The sequence below is a fragment of the Methanobacterium sp. genome (assembly GCA_030017655.1).
Lineage (GTDB): Archaea > Methanobacteriota > Methanobacteria > Methanobacteriales > Methanobacteriaceae > Methanobacterium_D.
Map to the genome: position 1 here is coordinate 1 of JASEIM010000026.1, position 23,499 is coordinate 23,499.

Annotated in this window: 27 protein-coding genes; 17 read left to right on the forward strand and 10 right to left on the reverse strand. The window is 29.6% G+C overall.

Going from position 1 to position 23,499, the window contains the following annotated elements; genetic code table 11:
- The first annotated feature begins 578 nt into the window (after positions 1 to 578).
- Positions 579 to 1,460 (forward strand): hypothetical protein, encoded by an 882-nt coding sequence (locus tag QMD61_09905; protein MDI6724945.1) that lies wholly within the window; start codon positions 579 to 581, stop codon positions 1,458 to 1,460.
- A 388-nt stretch (positions 1,461 to 1,848) separates the two neighbouring features.
- Here the strand turns inward: QMD61_09905 and QMD61_09910 are convergent, their stop codons facing one another.
- A complete protein-coding gene (locus QMD61_09910) occupies positions 1,849 to 2,118 on the reverse strand; it encodes a hypothetical protein (protein ID MDI6724946.1) in 270 nt (89 codons plus the stop codon).
- A gap of 102 nt (positions 2,119 to 2,220) precedes the next feature.
- Between QMD61_09910 and QMD61_09915 the strand changes: the two genes are divergently transcribed.
- Positions 2,221 to 2,649 carry a response regulator gene (locus QMD61_09915; protein MDI6724947.1) on the forward strand — a complete coding sequence of 143 codons (429 nt, stop codon included), beginning with the start codon at positions 2,221 to 2,223 and terminating at the stop codon, positions 2,647 to 2,649.
- 103 nt (positions 2,650 to 2,752) lie between these two features.
- Here QMD61_09915 and msrB read toward each other — a convergent pair whose 3' ends face one another.
- Positions 2,753 to 3,157, reverse strand: coding sequence for a peptide-methionine (R)-S-oxide reductase MsrB (gene msrB / locus QMD61_09920; GenBank protein MDI6724948.1), 405 nt, complete (start codon positions 3,155 to 3,157; stop codon positions 2,753 to 2,755).
- Positions 3,158 to 3,404: 247 nt separating this feature from the next.
- Between msrB and QMD61_09925 the strand changes: the two genes are divergently transcribed.
- Positions 3,405 to 4,049 (forward strand): hypothetical protein, encoded by a 645-nt coding sequence (locus tag QMD61_09925; GenBank protein ID MDI6724949.1) that lies wholly within the window; start codon positions 3,405 to 3,407, stop codon positions 4,047 to 4,049.
- Positions 4,050 to 4,094: 45 nt separating this feature from the next.
- On the opposite strand, the gene QMD61_09930 is transcribed toward QMD61_09925, so the two are convergent.
- Positions 4,095 to 4,676: a HEAT repeat domain-containing protein gene (locus tag QMD61_09930; protein MDI6724950.1), complete on the reverse strand. Its 582-nt coding sequence runs from the start codon at positions 4,674 to 4,676 to the stop codon at positions 4,095 to 4,097.
- 274 nt (positions 4,677 to 4,950) lie between these two features.
- Here QMD61_09930 and QMD61_09935 point away from each other — a divergent pair, with 274 nt between their 5' ends.
- Together QMD61_09935 and QMD61_09940 are read left to right on the forward strand one after the other, a co-directional pair.
- Positions 4,951 to 5,682: a metallophosphoesterase gene (locus QMD61_09935; protein MDI6724951.1), complete on the forward strand. Its 732-nt coding sequence runs from the start codon at positions 4,951 to 4,953 to the stop codon at positions 5,680 to 5,682.
- Between the two features lie 8 nt (positions 5,683 to 5,690).
- On the forward strand, positions 5,691 to 8,276 hold the full coding sequence (locus tag QMD61_09940) for an ATP-dependent helicase (GenBank protein MDI6724952.1): 2,586 nt from the start codon (positions 5,691 to 5,693) through the stop codon (positions 8,274 to 8,276).
- A 28-nt stretch (positions 8,277 to 8,304) separates the two neighbouring features.
- On the opposite strand, the gene QMD61_09945 is transcribed toward QMD61_09940, so the two are convergent.
- Entirely contained in the window at positions 8,305 to 8,616 is a 312-nt protein-coding gene (locus tag QMD61_09945; protein MDI6724953.1) for a hypothetical protein, read from the reverse strand.
- Positions 8,617 to 9,220: 604 nt separating this feature from the next.
- Between QMD61_09945 and QMD61_09950 the strand changes: the two genes are divergently transcribed.
- Both QMD61_09950 and QMD61_09955 read left to right on the forward strand, forming a co-directional pair.
- Complete coding sequence (locus QMD61_09950; protein MDI6724954.1) at positions 9,221 to 9,613, forward strand: hypothetical protein; 393 nt, start codon at positions 9,221 to 9,223, stop codon at positions 9,611 to 9,613.
- 148 nt (positions 9,614 to 9,761) lie between these two features.
- On the forward strand, positions 9,762 to 10,409 hold the full coding sequence (locus tag QMD61_09955; GenBank protein MDI6724955.1) for a TrkA family potassium uptake protein: 648 nt from the start codon (positions 9,762 to 9,764) through the stop codon (positions 10,407 to 10,409).
- Between the two features lie 122 nt (positions 10,410 to 10,531).
- Here the strand turns inward: QMD61_09955 and QMD61_09960 are convergent, their stop codons facing one another.
- Positions 10,532 to 10,720, reverse strand: a complete 189-nt coding sequence (locus tag QMD61_09960; protein MDI6724956.1) for a hypothetical protein — start codon at positions 10,718 to 10,720, stop codon at positions 10,532 to 10,534.
- A gap of 240 nt (positions 10,721 to 10,960) precedes the next feature.
- Between QMD61_09960 and QMD61_09965 the strand changes: the two genes are divergently transcribed.
- The 9 genes from QMD61_09965 (at position 10,961) to QMD61_10005 (ending at position 16,611) form a co-directional block, all read left to right on the forward strand.
- Positions 10,961 to 11,107, forward strand: coding sequence for a hypothetical protein (locus tag QMD61_09965; protein MDI6724957.1), 147 nt, complete (start codon positions 10,961 to 10,963; stop codon positions 11,105 to 11,107).
- A gap of 232 nt (positions 11,108 to 11,339) precedes the next feature.
- Positions 11,340 to 12,011 (forward strand): class I SAM-dependent methyltransferase, encoded by a 672-nt coding sequence (locus QMD61_09970; protein ID MDI6724958.1) that lies wholly within the window; start codon positions 11,340 to 11,342, stop codon positions 12,009 to 12,011.
- Positions 12,012 to 12,035: 24 nt separating this feature from the next.
- The gene (locus QMD61_09975; GenBank protein MDI6724959.1) at positions 12,036 to 12,488 is read left to right on the forward strand and encodes an HIT family protein; all 453 of its coding nucleotides are present in this window, start codon (positions 12,036 to 12,038) and stop codon (positions 12,486 to 12,488) included.
- A 12-nt stretch (positions 12,489 to 12,500) separates the two neighbouring features.
- A complete protein-coding gene (locus QMD61_09980; protein ID MDI6724960.1) occupies positions 12,501 to 13,469 on the forward strand; it encodes an alpha/beta fold hydrolase in 969 nt (322 codons plus the stop codon).
- 154 nt (positions 13,470 to 13,623) lie between these two features.
- Positions 13,624 to 13,902, forward strand: coding sequence for a hypothetical protein (locus QMD61_09985; protein MDI6724961.1), 279 nt, complete (start codon positions 13,624 to 13,626; stop codon positions 13,900 to 13,902).
- A 33-nt stretch (positions 13,903 to 13,935) separates the two neighbouring features.
- Entirely contained in the window at positions 13,936 to 14,796 is an 861-nt protein-coding gene (locus QMD61_09990) for a metallophosphoesterase (GenBank protein MDI6724962.1), read from the forward strand.
- Positions 14,797 to 15,156: 360 nt separating this feature from the next.
- Positions 15,157 to 15,378 (forward strand): hypothetical protein, encoded by a 222-nt coding sequence (locus QMD61_09995; protein MDI6724963.1) that lies wholly within the window; start codon positions 15,157 to 15,159, stop codon positions 15,376 to 15,378.
- Positions 15,379 to 15,480: 102 nt separating this feature from the next.
- Complete coding sequence (locus QMD61_10000) at positions 15,481 to 15,711, forward strand: hypothetical protein (GenBank protein MDI6724964.1); 231 nt, start codon at positions 15,481 to 15,483, stop codon at positions 15,709 to 15,711.
- A 408-nt stretch (positions 15,712 to 16,119) separates the two neighbouring features.
- Positions 16,120 to 16,611, forward strand: a complete 492-nt coding sequence (locus QMD61_10005) for a hypothetical protein (GenBank protein ID MDI6724965.1) — start codon at positions 16,120 to 16,122, stop codon at positions 16,609 to 16,611.
- 1 nt (position 16,612) lies between these two features.
- On the opposite strand, the gene QMD61_10010 is transcribed toward QMD61_10005, so the two are convergent.
- The 3 genes from QMD61_10010 to QMD61_10020 form a co-directional block, all read right to left on the reverse strand.
- Positions 16,613 to 17,065 (reverse strand): nuclear transport factor 2 family protein, encoded by a 453-nt coding sequence (locus QMD61_10010; GenBank protein MDI6724966.1) that lies wholly within the window; start codon positions 17,063 to 17,065, stop codon positions 16,613 to 16,615.
- Positions 17,066 to 17,257: 192 nt separating this feature from the next.
- Positions 17,258 to 18,481, reverse strand: coding sequence for an FprA family A-type flavoprotein (locus QMD61_10015; protein ID MDI6724967.1), 1,224 nt, complete (start codon positions 18,479 to 18,481; stop codon positions 17,258 to 17,260).
- A 99-nt stretch (positions 18,482 to 18,580) separates the two neighbouring features.
- A complete protein-coding gene (locus tag QMD61_10020) occupies positions 18,581 to 20,281 on the reverse strand; it encodes a histidine kinase dimerization/phosphoacceptor domain -containing protein (GenBank protein ID MDI6724968.1) in 1,701 nt (566 codons plus the stop codon).
- Positions 20,282 to 20,626: 345 nt separating this feature from the next.
- Between QMD61_10020 and QMD61_10025 the strand changes: the two genes are divergently transcribed.
- Positions 20,627 to 21,472: a UbiA family prenyltransferase gene (locus QMD61_10025; protein MDI6724969.1), complete on the forward strand. Its 846-nt coding sequence runs from the start codon at positions 20,627 to 20,629 to the stop codon at positions 21,470 to 21,472.
- 1 nt (position 21,473) lies between these two features.
- On the opposite strand, the gene QMD61_10030 is transcribed toward QMD61_10025, so the two are convergent.
- Together QMD61_10030 and QMD61_10035 are read right to left on the reverse strand one after the other, a co-directional pair.
- A complete protein-coding gene (locus QMD61_10030) occupies positions 21,474 to 21,884 on the reverse strand; it encodes a PaaI family thioesterase (GenBank protein MDI6724970.1) in 411 nt (136 codons plus the stop codon).
- Positions 21,885 to 21,926: 42 nt separating this feature from the next.
- Positions 21,927 to 23,499 (reverse strand): ATP-binding protein (locus QMD61_10035; protein MDI6724971.1); only part of this gene is annotated, 1,573 nt, incomplete at its 5' end.

Consider the following 23,499-nt stretch of genomic DNA (forward strand, 5'->3'; position numbering starts at 1 on the left):
GATATTTACTATTCCTGCACTGAATGACCATAAAAACATTCCAAATGCCAAAGTTAGAATTATTAGATTATTATTTTTCAAATTCAACTCCCCATTATTCTCTCATTTAAATTCTTATAAAACTAATTAAGAGACTAATCAAATAATGTATTATCTACTCCCATATTTCTTTATGTCACTAAAATATCCATATTGTCCTATTTTAAAATTGTATTAGAATTTAACGGATATTCAAGAGAATTAAAAGTTATAAGGTATTTGAATAAATTCATATGGCCCTATATTTTTATTTTAAGATGATATTTTATTTAAAATAGTTAATTAGTTAATATTAAGTTATTAATGGACAAAATTCTATATTAAATGTGATACATAATAAATCAAATCCTTCAAAAATCGAAAATTTTCGAAAGTTCAGAGAATAGAATTTTTTTCAACTTCAAAACTACAGGAAAAATAATCGTCCCATATATACTAAACCATTGAAATATGGCAAGTTTAAAGAATTCAAATTTTTAAAAAGTTAGTTTTATTAAAAAATTTATATATAAGCTGGATAAATAAAATTTGTGCAAGATATGTATTTAATATGCAAAAAATGTAATGGATATTACAAACTTAAAGAAAATGAATCTCCAGAAGATTATGATTATTGTCAGTGCGGTGGAGATCTTATTTTAGTTGAGGACATCAATGAATATTATCAATATCAGGATTATTACGATGTTTTAACCAGTGCACGAAATGATTCCATATCTAAAAAACCATTATTACTGTTTTCATCATGTTTGATAATTGCATTTATGATATTCCTAAACATTTTTTACATCCCAGCATCATATGATCAGGAAATTTCAAATAAGTTTATTTTAGGTTCTGATGATAGAGGATATGTTACAAAAGAGATATTATATCAGAATTCATCATTAAACACGAATGTTATTGCCTTTGTTACTGGAATACATCCCCGAGAAAAACTTTCAAAAAGGGTCACAGGTGATGTTATACATAAATACGCTTCTTCTTCAAATTTAGGGATTGTAAATTATGATATTACAGTTACTAATAATCCTGAAAACTATAAAATTGGGAGACGTAGTGGAGAAGATTTAGCTGCCGATTATATACTTTCTGATATTAAGAAATCAAACATTGACCTGGTAATTATATGCCATGACCATAAACCCGGATATGGTAGCGGTTTTTATATTGCAACGCCCGAAATGGATGCAGAATCAGTTAAATTGGCCGATTTAGTTAATAAAACTTTGGGGGACTTCAATTATTACAGAGCAGATAATATAAAGGAACATTCAACATCAGCAATAAAATTTTCCAAGCCATTAGCATCATCTGGTTACAAGACATTTGTTTATGAGATTCCAGGATGGGAAAACTATAATAAAGCATATAATATGACAAGTAGACTATTAAAAACATGTTCTATGTTTTTAACTTAAATGAGATTGTTTAAAACATATAATTAAATTTTATTTTAAAAACTAAAAGTCAAGTCTAAAAGAAATATATTGATATAAAACTATGAGCAAATGAGTATAGAAAAAATACTATAGCATATTTTAAAGAGCATAATATTTAGAATTTATTGGCTATGATCTTGCATATAAGATGAATAGGCAAAAATTTGATTGAAATGTGTTAAAATGGCGCTGGAACTTCATTTTGTTAATATTTAGGATGAAATTATAGTAGGATATAAAACAGAAGAATATTTTTAAATATTGAGTGTTTTCAATAGAAAAAATTATGTTATAAGTTATAACTAATACTATAACATTTTTACTTATTATATTCTATTTTTAATCCAATCCATACACCTAAAAGTAGTTATATTCCTTTTTCCTGCCGTATTACTTTCCCTTTATCTATTATCTTTTTTAAATAATCAGTTATGAAAGTAAAAAGAGTGCCATCCCTATCATTTTCTGCTAAAAACATTATAATGTTAGCCATTTCTTTATTAAATTGAAATAAATCATTTATCTCTCCATTTTTTACAAGTTCCATAATATATTCATCAATTATTAATTCTATTTCTCTAGTTTTCCTTAATTCCCTGGATTTCGGTTCCAAATTATGTGACTTATTCAAATTCATATTGTTGCCTCCATATTTTATTATCGGCACTTAAGTATTATATACTTCTTAAAAAGGAAATATATTAATCATATAAAATATAGTATTAATATAGGGGTTATTATGTTGGCTAGATCATTTAATATTTTGCTCGTTGAAGATAATCCTGCTGATATTCGTTTAGTTGAAGAAGCATTTAAAGAAACAGAAATAGATACAGAACTTGACGTTGTAACTGATGGTGTAGCTGCAATGGATTATCTTTATGATAAGATCAACTCAAATGAAGGAAATTTTCCTGATTTAATCTTGCTTGACCTAAATCTACCCAAAAAAGATGGTCGTGAAGTTTTAGTTAAAATTAAAGATAACAAGGAACTCAAAAGAATTCCAGTAGTAATTCTAACAACTTCCAGTTCCAAAGAAGATATATACGAAACTTATGCACATTATGCAAATTCTTATGTAGTTAAACCAGCCAATGTGGGTCGTTTTATAGAAACTCTAAAAAATCTTGAAGAATACTGGTTTAATATAATAAGATTACCTTAATTAACCTTAAAAATGATAAGAAAAATTTCTACAGAGGAATCAATATTAAATTCTTTAATAGGTATACTGTTGATAATTTTCTACAGTGAAAAAAATAATTAATTTAAGGTCTTTTTACAAATTTTAATGAAGCTGAATTCATGCAATATCGTTTACCTGTAGGTGGTGGTCCATCATCAAAAATGTGTCCAAGATGAGCATCACACAATGCACATAATGCTTCAGTCCTGATCATCATATGGCTTTTATCCACCTCAGTCCTAATATTTTCATCTGCAACCGGTTTCCAGAAGCTCGGCCAGCCAGTGCCAGATTCAAATTTCGTTTTTGAATCAAATAAATCAATATCACAACAAACACACTTGTAAATGCCGTCTTCATGACAATCATGGTATTTTCCAGTAAAGGCAAGTTCCGTACCTTTTTTTCTTGCTACATTAAACTGTTCAGGCGTTAAAATTTGTTTCCATTCATCATCTGTCTTTTCTATTTTTTCCATGAAAACCATCTTTCCTTTTTCCACGGAGTAAATAGGTATTTTTTCAGATGCATTATTTTTCATATACCAATTTTAGTATTTCTTTATCTAAATAATTTATTATTAAAAAAATAGATTTAATCGATCTAAAAATGTACATGATGTTTTATCTGTGGGAACTGCCATGTGGACATTTTCTTAGTGAATTGTAAGATAATACGTTATGTTTTTATACTAATGTTTTATTATATTTATAATAATGAATGAAATCCCTGTCTTGCAAACCAAACTTAAAAAATATGAGAGAAAGTCAAAGAAAAAATCTGCAGACGGTAAAGAACATGTTACCAGAAGATACATGATTCCAATTAAAAAGGATCAAATAGAAGGTAGCAAGTTTGAAAATGTCGAGGATATCGTCATTTTAAGTAATGATGATTTTAATTATGAAATAGAGAAATCAAAAAATGCAGCGTCATTAATTAAAGAATTAGAACTTTCTTTGAAAGATAGAGACAAGGATATTCAACGTATTCACGAAACTAAAAATAAATTAAAAAAGATTGAATCAGAGTTTGCTGTTATCAGAGAAAACTATGCTAATGCGCTAAAAGAGCTTGAATTAAAAAATAGGGAGATAATGAAAATTAATAATGAATATAATGATCTTATAAGTGAGAACAAAGGATTAAAAAGAGAAGTAAAAAGATTAACAGATTTACGTACTCTAGAAAAAGAATCTCTCCGCATTAAAACAAATGAAATTGAAATAACTAAAGAGGAATATAATAAACTGAAAAAAAGCCATGAATTACTCTGGAATGTTGTTCGTGAAAAAGATAAAACAATCAAAGGTTTAGAAGAAAAAGGAGTTATGAGCAGTTTACTAAAAAAAATTATAAAAAAAGATGACCGTAAATAAAAGCGTTTAATCAGTTATAATAGAATCTAAAAGATATTATGCGGATCATTTAATGATTTTTTTCAATGCCTTATTTGCCACTTTTTTGAAATCTTTATCCCCTTTTGCAGCTCTTCGTGCTTTTTTAATAGGATCAACAGCCCTTTCATCACCCAAATCTCCAAGGGCTTTAAGTGCAGCCATTCGTACTCCCCAATCATCATCGTTTAAAGTTTCAATTAAAGGGTCTAATGCTTTTAAGTCTCCCATTTCTCCCAGTGATTTTGCTGCAAATTTCCTTACAGCAAAGTTTTCATCATTTAAAACATCTATCAGGTTATTCACAACACTGGTATCTCCTATGTCTTTAAGCGCAAGAGTAGCGTACTTTTTCATATTTCCATCTTCATCAGTTTTTAAGGCATTAATCAGGGGTTTTACTGCAGGTTTTCCTATTAAAGCAAGAGATTTAGCAGCTTGAAACCGTACTTCAGGGTTACTATCCTTAAATGCTTCAATTAAAGCTTGAATCCCATTAGAATTTTCTGATTTACCAATTTCTTCTGCAGCTCTCTTTCTAACTTCAGCATCATCATCTTTTAAATTAAGTATAAAATCTTCTAAAGATTTATTTTCATCATTCACAATATCATCCCATCTCAATTTATTAAAATAATTATTAGAATTCCTTAATTTCATTTAATTATCTATATTACTATTATATCTTGATAATCAATTAATATTTTTCTATTCGAACTAAATGAAAGGCAATATTATTAATTTTTTTTATTTTATTTAAAAAAACAGAAAGTAATATAAATACTAATGTACATCTTATTGTTACCTAACGAAAGTATAAGATCTACGGTAAGATAATCCTGTTTTTGTCATTACTACACAAGTATGAAGTGGTGAGTTTTATTTGGAAAATGAAGCAATATACGGTGCAAAAATTATTGACTCTGCACTTTTAATAGATGATTACTTAATTATATCTGACTTGCATCTTGGATACGAGGGTGCTTTAAATGCACAGGGATTTATGATCCCCAGACTTCAGTATAAAAAGATTCTCAAAAGACTTAAAGAAATTTTATCCAGAACTGACGCTAAAAAAATCATAGTAAACGGTGATTTAAAGCATGAATTTGGAAAGATAAGTAAACAAGAATTTAAGGAGATTGAAGACTTTATTACTTTCTTAAAAGAAGAATTTGATGAAATAATCTTAATTAAGGGAAATCACGATAATTTCACACGATTTATAGCAGAAAATAAAGGGTTACATGTATATGATAATTACTCTGTAGAAAATTTTCTTGTATTACATGGAGATAAAATCCCTGAAAACCAAATTAAAGAAGATAATATAATAATTGGACATGAACATCCAAGTATTGGACTTCGAAGCGGAGAAAGGGTCGAAAAAATAAAATGTTTCCTTAAAGGAAACTGGAATAATAAAAACATGATAGTTATGCCCTCATTTAATTTTATAAGTGAAGGATCAGACATATTACGGGAAAAATCAATATCTCCGTTCCTTAAAGGAATATCTTTAGATGAATTTGAAGTATTTGGAATAGAAAATTTTGAAGTATTGCCATTTGGCCAATTAAATAACATACTAAAAGTTAAAAATAAATTAAAATAAGGATAGAAATGATAGAAAAACAGACAAAAGCGTATAAAGATAAAGAAATTTATAAATTACTGCATCCATGGGTCAAAAAATGGTTTAAAAACAAATTTGAAACATTCACTGAATCCCAGAGATACTCAATTATTGATATTCATAAAGGGAATAATATACTTGTTTCATCTCCTACAGGTTCTGGTAAAACTTTAACTGCTTTTCTTTCAATAATTAGCCAGTTAACAATGCTCTCAGATATGGAAAAGATTGAGGATAAAGTTTACTGTATTTATATATCTCCTCTTAAGGCCCTTGACAATGACATTGAAAAGAATTTAGAAGAGCCATTATATGAAATAGAAAAAATTGCAGGTAGAAAACTTGGAATTAGAAAAGCAGTTAGAACTGGAGATACAAGCCAGTATATGAGATCAAAAATGCTTAAAAACCCGCCACATATATTGATCACCACTCCTGAGACTTTATCTATTCTTCTATGCGCTCCAAAGTTTAGAGAGAAAATAAGGGATGTAAAATATGTTATAGTGGATGAAATTCACTCTCTTGCAGATAATAAAAGAGGTGTTCATTTAAGTTTAACTTTAGAGAGATTACAGAATCTTGCAGGCGGATTTACCAGAATAGGTTTAAGTGCAACCGTCCATCCGCTGGAAAAAGTTGCACAGTACCTGGTAGGTTTTGAAGTAGATGATATTCCACGGAAATGTAAAATCGTTGATGTTAATTACATCAAACAATTGGATATGAAGGTATTATGCCCAGTAGACGATATAATAAACTCAGATCCTGAAGAAATGAACAAAGCTACATACGACCTCCTCGATGAACTTATACAATCACATAAAACTACATTAATATTTACAAATACAAGAAGTGGGACAGAAAGTGTTGTATTTAACCTTAAAAAGAGATTTAGAGGTAAATATAATGACAATAATATCATGGCTCATCATTCATCTCTTTCAAAGGAATTGAGACTTGAAACTGAAGATAAACTTAAGAATGGAGATTTAAAAGTCGTTGTATCTTCAACATCTTTAGAATTAGGGATAGATATTGGATATATTGATTTAGTTATTCTTGTAAGCTCTCCAAAGTCTGTTTCAAGAGCTCTTCAACGGATAGGGCGAAGTGGACATAGACTTCATGATAAATCTAAGGGAAGAATTATTGTAGTAGATAGGGATGACCTTGTTGAGTGTTCTTTAATCTTAAAAAATGCTCTTGAAGGTAAAATAGATGAAATAAATATTCCCCAAAACTGTCTGGATGTTTTATCACAGCAGATATACGGAATGGCCATTGAAAGCAAACAGGATATTGATACAGCTTACATGATGATAAAAAGAAGTTACTGTTACGTGAATTTAACCGAAAATGATTATTTAAGCGTTTTAAGTTATCTTGCTGGAGAATATACGGATTTGGAAGAAAGATATGTATATGCAAAAATATGGGTAGATTATGATACTAATATGTTTGGAAAGAGGGGGAAGCTTGCCAGAATGCTTTATTCTACAAATATAGGTACTATCCCCGATAGATCGTCTGCAAGGGTTAAATGCGCTGGCAAGGTCGTTGGCCATGTAGAAGAAGATTTCATGGAAAAACTTCAAAAAGGAGATACATTCGTACTTGGAGGAAAAATCTACAGATTTAATTATGCCCGGGGAATGACCATTAATGTTACACCATCTTCAGGACCTCCCAGCATTCCTTCATGGTTTTCTGAGCAGTTACCATTATCTTTTGACCTTGCACTTGAGATTCAAAGATTTCGAGCAATTATTGCAGGTAAATTTGAATATGGACGTAATAAAAAGGAAATAATGGAATTCATCAGTGAATATCTGTATGTTGACCAAAATGCAGTAAATTCAATTTATGAATATTTCAGGGAGCAGTACCTGTTTGCAAAGATTCCAAGCAATAGAACTCTTCTAATTGAACATTATAAGGGATTTGGAGATAGAAGATTTGTCGTATTTCATACCTGCTTTGGAAGACGGGTTAATGATGCTCTTTCCCGGGCCGTAGCATACGTAATTGCTAAAAAATATAAAAGAGACGTAATGATTTCCATATCAGACAATGGGTTTTATTTAAGTTCAGAAGGTAAAATTGGAGGTTTTGAAGCGTTTAAAGAACTTAATAGTGAAAATATTAAGGATATTTTAATTAATGCCATTGATAAAACCGAAACTCTTGCAGGGAGATTCAGGCACTGTGCTGGACGATCTTTAATGATACTGCGAAGATATAAGGGTAGAGAAAAAAGTGTTTCACGACAACAGGTAAAGGGTAAAATCCTTCTCAAATTTATAAAAGAACTGGATGAAAATTTTTCAATTCTTAAAGAAGCACGAAGAGAAGTAATTGAAGACTTTATGGATGTTAAGAATGCAAAACGGGTTCTAAATATGATTGAAAGTGGTCAGCTTGAAATTAAAAAGATTGATACTAAAATTCCATCACCATTTGCATTTAATCTTGTCTCGCAGTGTTACTTAGATGTTTTGAAATATGAGGAGCGAATTGAATTCATAAGAAGGATGCATCAGGCCATAATCAATCAGATTGATGCAAAATAATTTATTAAAAAAATAAATGGTTTTTATATTAAATATCTGCAAAATAACTTGCAAAGTCATCTGCATCCATTTCAATGAACCATTGACCATTTGAAGTCATTATAGGAGTTCTTGTTATTACAACAGCAAGAACTTCTGCTTCTTCATCATTATCAGTGTCCATTTTTTCACTGATAACTTCTAAAGCGTTACTGAGAAATTCTTTTGAGTCAAATCCAAGTAGTATGTCTCTTACGTCCATTCCTACTTCATCTGATGCGTCAGGATTTTTTGCTATCTCAACGCTTTTTAGGTTGTTGAATGCTCTAACTGCAATTGATTTAAGTTCGTTATCTTTCACAATAATCACCAAATTAGCTTTATGTTTCTTAGTAAATATCTTCTTATTTAAATAATTTTAGAACTATTATATAAACATATTTCAAATTTCCATCGTGAGATGTGCATTTAATTATTTTATTCATAAGTTACGTATATGATTTAATGCAATTTAAAAGGTTTAATGGAACTGAATTTCATTCTATACAATTTTTACAATATTTATACAAAGAATTATATAAATTGTAAATAAATGATATTTAATTCATTAATACCCTAAATATTTAATAATTAAATTAGATAATCTATGGGTTGAATTGTTTTTTGAAAAAATCATTCACAGGTGTTTTTATGCTTTTATCTGAGAATTCAAAAAGGCAGTAAAAAAAGTACTGATAAATATAAAACCAAATTTTTAAACCAGCTGGAACCTGGAGATGAAATTACAGGCGAAATTTTTATTGGAGAAATGAAAAAAAGGCAGGTTAAAAAAAACAGATATCGATGAATTTTTTGTTATAATAACCGACCACAAAAATGAACAAATATGGATATGTGGCTTTACTACATCGTATTACCCGGAATCAGATGATATATATGGTGAAAAAGGAGGTAGAGTTTATACATTGATGGATAGTTTAAACCATGCCCTTAATAATACCCCATTAAATAAAGAAAATAGTTATTCAGTAAATTTCAAGGTATTCAGGAAAAATATTAATGAAAACGTTGAAAAGGTTAAGATTAAAGCTGTTCAATCATGGAATCCCAATGCTAAAGCCTGTAATCTTGAAGTAGTTGATGCTGAAACAGTCGAAACAGATGATAAAGAAACTTCAAAGCTGAATATGCTTGCAGATAAAAATCCAGCAATTAAAACTGCATATGAAAACCTTAAAGGCAGAAATAAAGAAATTAACAAAAAAACAATCGCATTTGAACTTAAATTAATGTTAGATAATGAAAATATAATAAAAACAGAATTTAAGGATGCTTTAAAGGAGCTGGATAAATTATAGATAAATCCATTATTTGATTTATTTTGAATTATATTTATCTAATAAAATGTATTATCTAAAAAAGAGAAAGATTAATTCCAATTAGAATAAAAAATTATAAATACTCATTTATCACATCTTATAAAGGTCTAAACTATTGAGGATTATTATGTATGCAGTAATAATGGGTAATGGTAGAGTAGGCAGAAATCTTGCCTTAAAATTAATAAATAATGGAAATGATGTTACTCTCATTGATAATGACCAGAATAAATGTACTACTGCTGCAAGTGAAATGGACGCTCTGGTTATTTGTGGTAATGGAACAGATAAAAGAACATTAGAAGAAGCCAATATTAGGGATGCAGATGTATTTGTAGCAGCAACAGGGAACGATGAAGCAAATCTTCTAGCAAGTATCCTTGTTAGGGAATATAAATCACCTAAAATCATTGCAAGAGTAACCAATCCAGACCATGAAGAAGCCTTTAAAAAAGTTGGAATTGATCATGTTATAAGCCCGGAACTTACCGCAGCAAGCTATCTTGAAAAGCTAATTACCAGACCAAAAGTAGCAGATCTTGTAATTTGTGGTAAAGGAAATGCTGAATTAATAGACGTCACCATTAAAAACAAGAAAATTATTGGAAAAACAGTTGGAGAAGTGAGTCCAACAGATGATTATATAATTGGCGCCATCTATAACAGTGGTATCGTAATTCCTCAAGATAATATCGTTTTAAAGGAAAATACCAAAATTTCAATTCTTGTTAAAACTAAAGCTGTTAGGAAAGTAACAGAAATATTTACAGGATAGGTTTAACATAAAATAACAAAAATAAGCCTTCCAGAATTGTCTTAATATCTTTTAATTCTTCAGGAACTATTAATATCTAAATTATCACTATTTTAAATAAACGTATCTGAAATTAATTTTATCTAATAATCATTAGAATAATATGATGCTAATTTACAGGTAATCACTGTTTTAGCCCTTAAAAGAGATTTATCGGTAAGTTCACTATTTTTGATTGCAAGTTCTATTCTTTCCAGCATAGATTCTAAATCAGCGGGTTTGCATTTATATGCCATATCTAACAAATTAAAACATGTTTCATCATTTTCCATTTAAATTACCCCCTAATATATGTTTTTCAAATGAAAATTTCACCTATATCTATTTAAATATGTAACTTGATATTCTGGATTAGATCATTTGTAAACTAAACCATTATAATTAATCAAATTACCTTAAGCATTTGATAATATTAGTATTCACTTAGTTATATAAATAATTAACTAATTTGTTAACAAAATAACATAATAAAAAGATAAATATATATATACTAAAATTTATAACTCTGGAGTATGGTACAGATAGCTTTTCGAGGGGATAAAGAATTAAGAAACAGAATAAAGATAATGGCAATTAAAAAAGGCATGAAAATGAATGAATTACTTTTAAATTATGTTGAAAAAGGTTTAACATCAGATGAAGAAAGAGAAGAATTTTGATCATGTTTTTAGCTCTTTAATTATGTTAACTCACTAAAATGATTTCTATTTTTTTGGCTATTTCATATATATTAACTATAGAATTTTTGATAGTTTAATTAGTTTATCTTTCTTCATTTTAATAAAATTTTAATAAACAATTAGATAAAGATATATTTACTTAAAAATTGTTTTAATGTTAAACATTGAAATTGTATAAAATCACCAAAAAATTAAATTATAATTGAATAATATGTCAAAGGGACCACTATTTACTGCACGCAGCTTTGATGAATATATTAAAATGTTCAGTCTTAACCTCAATTTATTAAAAAATAAGAATATACTGGACTGTGCTGCTGGAGCCAGTTCTTTTGCAGCTGTAATGAACAAGAAAGGATATACAGTAACGGCCTTAGATTTACTGTATGACAAAGATCCTCAATTTCTAAAAGATATCTGCGAAAACCATTTAAATGTACTAATTAGTGCATTATCCCCATTAAAACATCATTTTAAATGGAATTATTTTAAAAACCTTCATGAACTTAAAGAACATCGGCTCATAGCACAAAATGAATTTCTAAAAGATTATACAAAACATAGGGGTAAAAAATACATCAAAGCAGATTTAACAAAGCTACCATTTAATGATAATGCTTTTTCACTCGTTCTAAGCTCTCATCTTCTTTTTATTTATGATCACAGACTCAGTTATGAATTTCATCTCAATTCAATAAATGAAATGATTAGAGTAGGTGATGAAGTCAGAATTTATCCCCTTGTTAAACATAAAGCCATGAAATCAGAGTTTGTAAAGCAAATAGAACATGATTTAATGGAAAAGGCAGATATAAAAATAGAAAAAGTAAATTATGAGTTTAGATTAGGTGGTAATGAAATGATGAGACTCATAAAAACTTAATTGACTTAATAGGGGACTGATAGCATGGAAAGAAGTTACGATGATGAATTAAAAGACCGAAATTTCGGAGATTACATCTATGAAACTCCATACTGGATTGTTTTTCTTGCGCCAAACCAGAGCAACATAGGGACGTGTGTGGTTGCTTTAAAAAGGCATTATGGATCTTTATCCGGTTTAAAAGATGAAGAATGGATCGATTTTGGAAAAACGGTTAAACAATTAGAAACATCTTTAAAAAAAGTATTTAAACCAACATTATTTAATTGGGGAGCTCTTATGAATGCTGATTATATGAAAGAAAATCCAGATCCACATATCCACTGGCATTTCATCCCGCGTTACAGACATGAAGTTGAATTTGAAGGTATTATCTTCGAAGACAGGTATTTTGGTTCTATGCATCCACGACCTGTGTTAGAAATTCCGTACATCGTTAGAAAAAGAATAATAGAAACCATTAAAAAAAATCTTTGATGGAGATTTATCATGTTAAAACCCAATTATCAAGAAATTAAAAACTTTAAATTTACAACTGGAGAAACTTTATCTGAACTAATAGTAGAATATGCAACATTTGGAACTGAAATTAAAGATGATGAAGGAAATATTGTAAATGGAATACTCTATTTACATGGCTCATCTGGAGATTATTCATCAGTTAAACGTATTAAAGATATAGTAGGTCCTGGAAACATCATTGACACTGATAAACACTTTATTATCTGTCCTACAGCTTTAGGTTCTCCAGGATCATCCTCTCCATCAACATCAAAGTTAGGACACAAATTTCCAAAATACAATATTGAAGACATGGTTAATGTGCAATATTCCTTTTTAAATGAGGCCCTAAATATTAAACACCTTAAAGGAATTATTGGCACTTCAATGGGTGGTTTTCAGACTCTTCAATGGGCTGTAAGTTATCCTGATTTCATGGATTTTATTATACCCATCACTACAAGTTCTAATGTTAAAGGTCAAAATTATGCAATAAATAATTTAATGAATATCTATATTAAAAGCGATCCAGAATACAAAGAAGGTAAATATAAAATTAATCCTAAAAAAGGGACTCAAAACGCAAACATGCTTCTTTATTTATTTGGTTTTTCACCAGAATATTATAAAAACAAGTCCTATGAATCTATTCTTGAATCACTGGATTTTATGAAAAAAGAGGGCGAAGAAACAGATGCTAACGATATTGTATGGCGAAATGAAGCTACAATTTCTTATGATCTCTCTTCTGATTTATCAAAAATCAAAGCTAAAACCCTGATTATTGGAGTGAATCAGGATCAGTATTTTCCTCCTGATATTGATGTTATACCTCTTTCAAAGGCCATTAAGGGATCTAAACTATATTTATATGATTCTATTTTTGGACATCTAGGTTCAAGTGAGATAATAAAAGCAAAAGAGATAATTAAAGAGTTTTTAGACGATATTAAATAATATTATATGAAAATTTAAATTATATTTAGTATAATGCCTTCAATCTTTTACATTTCACTAATTGATTTCACTTATTTGCCTGCTATTTAAAATTTATGAATAAAAACATAAAATTAAATGATAATGTTTAACAAATGTTATTTGAGGGATTAATGTGCAGGTAAAAGTGATGGATTATGGTTTTTCAAGGAAATTAAATAAATTTTATGTAGTTTATAGAATTAGCGAAATCACTCAAGAAACTAAAAATAAGCTTAAAGAAAAAGTTGTAGATGAATTAAAGGAGAAATCAGGGATATTATATTTAACTATATATTTTGATGAGGATTATTTCCCTTTTAAAAGTGAAGAGGCAAGACTGCGCACAGCAGATTTTATTGCACGTGAAGAAATTGAAATGCATGCTTACTTAATTAGTCTTTTAGAGGATTAGACTAAATCAATTAAAAAAAAGAGGAAATTACAGATGAAAGAAACCCCCTTGCCTGATCTAAAAAATTTCAGAGTTCGGAAGAAACTCCAAATCGCCATGTCAAAATCTATGGAAAAAATCGGAATGCATGAATTTGATTCCTGCCATTTTGAAGTCGTTCCCATTGACATAATTATTCCCGGACTTGATCCTGTTTTTGATAAATTTATTATTGCCCATATAACAGACATTCATTTAGGGCAGTGGATATCTACAGAACGTTTAAAAGGAGTTATGGAGCTGGTTAATGAACAGAATCCTGATATTGTAGCGATAACTGGAGATTTTGTATCATATGCAATCGATCATCTTGTAGAAGACCTTACAGATTGTTTAAAAATGCTTGAACCTAATGATATTTCTTTGGCTGTCCTTGGTAATCATGATCACTGGCTTGGAGCAGATAAAATTCGTGAAGTGCTTAAAAACAGCAGTATACTTGATATAAGTAATGATGTTTATACTCTAAAACATAATGACGCAATGATGCACTTTGCGGGCGTAGATAGTATCACACTGGATAAACATCGTCTCGATCTGGTAATGGATAAATTACCTGAATCTGGACCGGCTATATTGCTTGCACACGAACCTGATTTTGCTGATATCAGTTCAACAACTGGAAGATTCAGTTTACAAATTTCAGGACATTCACATGGAGGACAATTTATAATTCCAGGCATTGGAACTTTTATTAGAGGATCCAATTTTTTAAAATATCCTGCTGGTAAATATCAGGTTGGTGAAATGGTTCAATATACGAATAGAGGCCTTGGGACAAATGTATTCTGGTTAAGAATCAATTGTCCTCCTGAAATAACAATTTTCAACTTAAAAAGTCAAGAGAATAAATAAAAATGAAGCTTCTTGAAAATAATAATATATCATTACGCTTGTTCTTAGGAAGAACCGTTGTATTATGGATAGCTGGTGTTTTAGGGCTTTTATTGATACCTATTTAAATAATGAAGTTTCCGTTAATAGTATAGAAACTGCGTTTTTAGTTATTGGTGTTATTGGTATTTTAAATGCCACTTTATAGCCCATACTACCCGTTATACCCTGCCATTCCTTATAACTACATTGGAGTGGGACTCCCATTTAAAAGCATTAATTTTATGGTTAACAAGCTAACTCGTTAACGGTTTTAAAGTAGATTTATCCATTCAAACAGGGGCATCATAAGCTGGAATTTTACATGGAAATAATAGAAATATGCCGGCATTTCGCTGGGTTGAAAAGGAAAATAGGAATAAAATTGTTGCTTCCAATGGTTCAAGCAATGCACAAATTCTTGAAGCCCAAATTTCTGATGGTAATGGTTTATTAGCCGTTAATGGTGCCAGCAGATCTAATCTTTTTTCAGGTGATGCTGAAAACGTAATTTTTATTTATAGCAAACTGAAAGACCTTAAACTGTTTTATAATAAATCATAGTATTATTTTTTTTACCTATCCAGCAAATTTCTCACGAACTATAGCACTTTATTTAGGAGTTATGTCTTGAAATCTATTCTAGAATTAGACAGGGAGTTAAAAATGTCAAAACTTGTCTTAAAAGAGGTTTATGCATTCATTTATATATTTATTTATCCGTCCCGGTGCAAATGTATTTATAAGGGAAATAACCACTTTCAGTGTTGTCGGAGATGTATTAGCGGGGAAAGTGGATGTTTATATGCAACATATTATGGTTACGATGAAATAGCACACCAAAGCGGAATACGTGACGCGGATGTTTTTAACGTGATTCGACAGTTAGATAAATAATTTAAAAGAATTGAAAATGCACGCAAATACGCATCCAGAAAATATTTGAACATAATCCTTTCAGATCATGGACAAAGTAACGGTGCTACCTTTAAACAGTGATATGGTTATTCTCTGGAAACTTTAGTTCGAAGACTACTTCCTACTGGCAATAAAGTCTACAGTATTCTATCCTCTAATGAAGATCACTGGGGAAAACCATTCAGCCAGCCCATAGAAAATATTCAGGGATATATAAATGATAAAATAGATCAAGCACGTGAAAAAACCACAAATTTAAAGGAAAGTGCTTTTAGAGAGGCAAAAAAGATTTCTTTCATTCAAAAAGGATTATTAAAATATATTAAAGAAGAAGAAATTGAAATAAAAAATGAAATACCTAAATCTGCTGAAGAAACCAATATAATTGTGCTTGCATCTGGAAATCTTGGTTTAATTTACTTTACAAAGTATCCAAAACGTTTTACATATGAAGAAATAAAAAATGCTTATCCTAAACTTATTCCGGGTTTAGTTAAACATGAAGGTGTAGGTTTTATAATGGTTCGTTCTGAAGAATATGGAACAATAGCAATAGGTTCTGAAGGCATATATTATCTGGATAAAGATGAAATAGAAGGAGAAAATCCACTAAAAAACTTTGGTAAAAATGCTGCAACCCACCTTAAAAGAACAGATGGTTTTAAATATGTTCCAGATATTCTTGTAAACAGTTTCTATGATCCTGAAACAGATGAAGTGGCTGCATTTGAAGAATTAATCGGTAGCCATGGAGGATTAGGTGGTTGCCAATCAAGACCATTTATAATGTGCCCATCAAGTTGGAACCTGGATGATGAAAAGATTATTGGGTCTGAACAACTGCATAAAATATTAAAAGACAGATTAAACAAATTATAATTTAATAAGAGTAATTATATATACTATCTGGATATGAATAACCTTCTTCCTGTTCTGTTGCAGGTAAAGAAAAATGTATATGTGTTAAAAGCCATTTGTTCTCTCTTTTTTCAAGAATCATACTTAAACGGCCGCATAAAACACCCGCTCCTCCTGAAACTTCCGCGTTCATTGTCATTATTGCAGATACCCATGATACATTACCTGCATTGGAAATTGTAATTTTTTCAAATCCTATTTTAATGTTATCTGCTTGGGAAAAATCACGTTTAAATCCTGTTTTAAGCTGATTATATCCCTGAATCCATTCATCTTTACCTGTGCCTATCGCCACAAAATCAGAGTCATCTACAAATAAACTCATCATAGTATTAATATCTTTATCTGAATATGCCTTTGCATACTTATTTAGCACCTCCATAATTTCAGATTCGGTGTTTCTATCAGCTCTCATATTTTTACCCTTCTATCATTATAATAAATTATATGTATTTTTTCATATATAATTTATCTAAAAATTATCAGAATTATCTAAAGATAAAATATTTTAGACAACGAAATCTGATACATAATAGGAAAAAAGACTTGTACAATACATATAATTTAATTGAATATAATATGGAAATCTAATTTACAATTAAATGATTTATTTTACATTTTTAATTTTAGAGGCTATTTTCTTACCTATTTCATAGCAATTCTGCAGTTCTTCATTTGATGGAACATATATTATTTGATACTGGTCAAAAACTTCAAATCCGCAGTTTTCAAGGCTAGCTGTAATTTTTTTGACACCACCACCAGCCCATCCTATTGAACCAAAAGCAACTGCTAATTTTTTAGATCCAGTTCTGTCAAATCTTAAACCTTCTAAATAATACAGCAGATCACCAATACTTGGGAAAGGTCCGTTAAATATTGTTGGAACTCCAAATAATACCGCTTTACTGTCCAGAATATCTTTTACTATTTCACTTCGTTCATCTTCATGTAAAAAATAAATGTATACTTCAGTATCTTCACTAATTATTCCTTCTGCAAGTTCATGTGCCATTTTCTGTGTCGATCCATGCATCGTATCATAAACAATGGTTATTTTATCTTTACATTCTCCTGTAGCCCATTTGCTGTAAGCACTGATTATTTTTATTGGATCTGTCCATACCTGCCCATGAGAAGGGGCAATTATCTTAATTTTATCCAGCAGCCCCATATCTTCAACTTCTTTGAATTTTTTAAGTATTAAGGGAGATAATGGGGTTAATAAATTTGCATAGAACTTTTGTGCAGCATCCATTAGGACATATTCAGGAATTTCCTTGTCATATCGTTCTTTAAAGCATAAATGTTGTCCAAATGCATCATTTGAAAACAATATTCCCTCTTCTACAAGAAATGTAAACATACTATCTGGCCAATGAAGGAGAGGTGCTTCAAGAAAAGCAAATGTTTTACCACCAATATCCAGCTCATCACCAGATTTAACAACATTAAAACTGGCATTATCCAGATTATAATGTTTTTTAAGCCCCTCTACTGATTTTTGAGTACAGTAGATAGGAGCATCAGGGAATTTTTTATATAGTTCCTCCATTGCTCCGCTGTGATCTTTTTCAACATGATTTTGAATGATTAAATCTATTTTTAAATCTTGGCCTTCTTTAGAGAAAGCATCTTCAATCCTTGCCCACATTTGAGAGGCTGTTCCAGGATATGTATTATCAATTAAAATAGTTTTATCCTTTCCAAAAACTAAATATGCATTATAAGTGGTTCCTTTTAAAGTATATCCATGATAGCTTCTTAAATCCCAATCCAAAACTCCAACCCAGTAAACACCATCTGCAATTTTAAAGGCATCTGCTTTCATTACTTTCTCCACCCTAACTTTAACTATTATTTTGTATTTTAATGTTATTAAAATATGATTATAGATATTAATATATCTTAAAAGTATATAATATAAAATTTAAATCCGATCTTTATATTTCAGTTTATTAAAAATAATTTTAAATTGAGTTCCATTCGTTCTATCTAATTCAATATAACCTTCAAGTTGCTTGCTTAAGCTGTTAACTAATTGCAAGCCCAAACTATCCGTATTTTTAAAGTCAATATCCTCCGGTAATCCAATTCCATCATCGCCCACTATTAGAACATATTCATCTTCATAATCTGAATGAAGTTCTATATTTATAGTGCCGGATCTTCCACCTGGAAATGCATATTTTATAGAATTAGTCACTAATTCGTTAATAATAAGGCCACAAGGAATGGCAGTATTTATATCAAGAGATATATCTTCTACATTTATGTTCATTTTGATTTTTTCAGGGCCTAAGTTATGACTGTAGCTTAAATATGCCAGTAAATTGTGAATATAATTATTAAAATTAATATTAGTGAAATCTGATGATTTATACAGTTGTTCATGAATAAATGCCATTGATTTAACGCGGCTCTGGCTGTCTTTAAATATTTCAAGGTCTTTTTCATCGTTAATGTAGCTTGCTTGAAGATTAAGTAGGCTTGAAATAATTTGCAGGTTATTTTTAACTCGATGATGGACCTCCTGAAGAAGCAGTTCTTTTTCTTTGAGTGAAGATTTTATTTTATCTTCAGCCTCTTTAATATCTGTTATATCGCTCCCTACACATACAACTCCTAAAATTTCATTTGTATCACTTTTAATCAGAGATATAGACAAAAATACCGGTACATAATCACCGCTTTTTACTTTAAATGTTGATTTTAGATTAGTGATATACGTTCTCCTGCTTAAATTATTAGAAAGTCTTTCCAGTAGTGAAAGCATTTCGTTTGCTGGAAAAATGAGTTCTATGGACTTACCTATTAATTCATCACTTTTATATCCAAGAAGATCACATGTTGCCTGGTTAACATTTAAGATATTACTTTTGCTATCAAGTAAAATAAAAAAATTGGACATGGTTGAAACAATTTCATCTGCTGCAATTGCAGTGGTTAATGCTGGGAACCTGTATTTCCAGATTCCATAACTTATTAAGCCTAATCCAACAGTAGACATTGTCATAGACATTTCAGGAACTCTTATAGACATATTAGGAAGAACTACATCACTCACCAAACTTATTATTAGTGGTAAGTAAAGACCCACAATCATATACTTTGCCTGAAGTCTCTTTAAATTTTTTGACTTTAAATAGTAATTCAGACATAAAAATGCGGCTAAAAATATTGCAATTATTGTCCATAAAGACATTATATTAAATAAAGTTGAATTATCAGGTATAACATAAGTCCAACCCCAATATTGTTTTAAAGCTCCGCTTATAAGTAAATTAGTGGTTAATCCTAATGCAGTAATAATTATGGCCGGTAAATATATCAATAGATAATTAAGTTTATTTTTTAAGAAATAAGATTTTTTTGTAAATATTATGGCTATATGTAATAAAATAGAAGGAACTATTGGCCATAATGTACTTGCTTTTAACCAAAAATAAGCCGTTTCATAGTTATATGCTTGCCTGTACTCAAATTCAGTAAATGCCAGGAAGCCAACAAGTAGACATAATATTGCGACCATTATATTTAACTGGCTCTTGGGATTTTTATGATAAATAAAGTTTCCCAGAAAAAAACATACCATGAATGCAATAAATGATATTAGTGCATAAATATTCATTCTGTTTTACTCCAGTCAATTTATTTATAAACTATTTATATATATGATTTAAGCAATATATATTTTTTTAAATTCAATTTATATTATATTAAATGATAAGAAAGTAACAATTAATTAAGTGATATTACCGATTTTAGTGAAAATTATGGGTTTATATTATAAACTAATTTCAAAATTTAAATATTTATCATCATTAAATTATTATGTACCTACTAAATTATAGCTAAATAAGTCATTTCTTATAAATTTAAGTATATATCTATTAGGCTGTTAATAAATAATAAATTATGTTGGTTGTGTTAATATTAACATATATATTAATCAAAAAAAAATGATTATGGTGTATTGAATACTATAAGAAATGAAATCACTTATGGTGGCTATTTTGCGGCATTATGTAGTCCTGCTTTTGTGTTATTTACAGCAAGTTTAATGAATATTAAAGTAGATTTGCCAATTTTAGTAATATCTTATATTCTTCCCTTAATTGTCTATAGTTATGACTACTATAAGGATATAGATAAAGATATCCAAGAAAATTCTAAAAGAGCCAGTTTTCTTAAAAAAAAAGCCAAAAAATATCCTTATGTCTTGAGTTTCTATATAATACTCCTCATCAGTCTTCTAATCATGTTTTTCAATTTCAATCTCATTATATTCATAATTTTGTTAATTACAATTGGAATTTTATATAATATTGCATTTAAAGATTTAACAAAAAAAATACCATTATTCAAAAATATTTATACAGCCTTAACATGGGCATTAGGCGGTACTTTTTTCCCTATTTTATATTATTCCCTGGACATTAACCTTTCATTTATAATAATGTTCTTCTTAATTTTTCTAAGAGTTATGATTAATGTTATTTTCTTCGATTTGAAGGATATAGATAATGACACAGCCAGTAGGATAAAAACACTCCCTGTAATATTGGGGAAAAAATCCACAATCAAGATACTAAATTCTATGAATATAATTTCGTTTATTCCTCTGATTTTAGGAATTTATTTTAATATTATTAGTTTTTGTGCAATTTCTTTACTAATACTTTGCATTTATGGCTATTTTTATATTAACAAAGCTACTTCAGCATCAAGCAATGAATTAGAATCAGCGGCACATACACTGGCCGATTTCGAATTTATAATCTGGCCATTAATCCTTATAATAGCTAAAATTATAGTATAGGCTATTTCCAATTAATATCCTCGATTTTTTCACGCTTTCTATAAGCCATTCCCTGAAAGATTGCAATCAAATCGCCATCAGAATCGAAAATATCAACTGTATAGGTTGAAATCCTGGGATTTAACGATATTTCCCTTGCTTCTGCAGTTAATATACCACTATAAGCTGCTTTCACATAAGAAATATTTACATTTATTGCTACGGTTACATTTCCATGGGAATTGGCTGCAACTGCAAAGGTAAAATCTGCAAGGGTAAAAATAGCTCCACCATGGACAGTTCCAATTCCATTTAAATGATTATTATTAATTTCCATTTTGGCCTTTGCAAAACCTTTTGAAACTTCAAGGAGCTCAATACCGTTGGAATGGGCAAATTTATCCTTATTAAAAAACTTTTTTATTTTTTCCATATAATCCCCTGAGAAAATACTTAAATAAAACATTAATGCTATTTAAATAGTACTATAATTGATTGGTAATGTGAAATAGAAGGTTGATCCATTACCTGGAGTTGATTCAACCCATATTCGTCCCCCATGCCATTCAATTATCTTCTTTGATATAGAAAGTCCAATTCCACTTCCTCTGTATTCATCAATCGTATGCAGACGCTGGAAAATTTCAAATATACGTCCCATGTACTCTTTTTTTAGTCCGATTCCGTTGTCTGTAATCTGGAAAATGTATTCATTGTTCTGTTTATCTTCTTTTGCTGTAATATGGATTTTTGGAGGTTCATCCGGCTTCCTAAACTTAATAGCATTGGAAATCAAATTCTGAAATACGCTTTGAAGCTGTCCAGCATCACCTTTAATATTAGGGAGAGTATCATGAGTTATTTCCCCATTATATCCATCAATTGATTCCTTAAAAGTATCTATAACGTGATCTACCATAGAATTAGTATATATGGAATTAAATTCATCTACTTTATCTACAAAAGGAGAATCCTCATTTAAATCACCTACTCTTGAAATAGAAGTTTCCATTAACTTATTTATCAATTCATCGGCATCTTCATCGGATTTATCTTTATACTGTTCCTCCAGTGATTGTATAAATCTTTCAATATCTTCAAAAGATTCGTCTAAGTCAAGAGGAGCAACATTAGTTAATTTTTGTAGTTCTTCATTGGAAATTTTTAAATCTTCAACCTGTTTTTTGAGTTTTTCTTCTGATTTTAGATGTTCTGTAATGTTTCTAGCAATATGGGATGCTCCAATTAAGTCACCCTGCTTATTTTTTAGAGGATAAAAGGTAGTTTCATAGAATACATTGTGTGATTCAATATCAAATGCCATTTCAACAGTGCACTTTTCTCCTTTTAATGCTTTTTCCCATAGGTGAAGTGCTTCTAAATGATTTTCTGGAGAATCTAAAAGTAAATCTTTGATATTCATTCCTAATTTTGCATTTCTACCAAATATTTTTCTAAATACTTCTTTATATGCTTTATTTAAAGCTATGAATTCATAATCATTGTTCCATGCTGCAATCAAATCATCTGAACATTCTATTATCCCATTAATAATTGAGTAAGATTTTAGAAGAGTATTGTAATCATTTTCATATTTTATTTTCTCTTTAATCTCTTCTTCTAAATTTTCTTCTGCTTCTTTCAACTTCCCTTCAATATTTTTAAGTTCAGATGTTTCAAGTACTGAAACATTGATTCCCACAATATTACCATCAATATCCTTTAAAGGAACCCATTGTTCAGTACATGATCTTAATAAACCATTAGAGTTAATGCTGCTAAATTCAACATCCCGTACTGGTAGGCCATTTTTAAATATAAATCGAGCTATGTCTTCTGCCTGTTCAGCTATATCTGGAATTATTTCATGAATTTTTTTCCCGATATGATCCTCTGCATCTATGCCATTAATTTCTGCTAATTTCTTATTTACACGCGTATAACGGAGTTCACGATCTAGGGTGCATAGCCCAATAGGGGCAGAATTATAAATAGCTTCAATTTCAACCAGAAGCTGCAATGATTCCTTTTCACTTTCATGCAGTGCA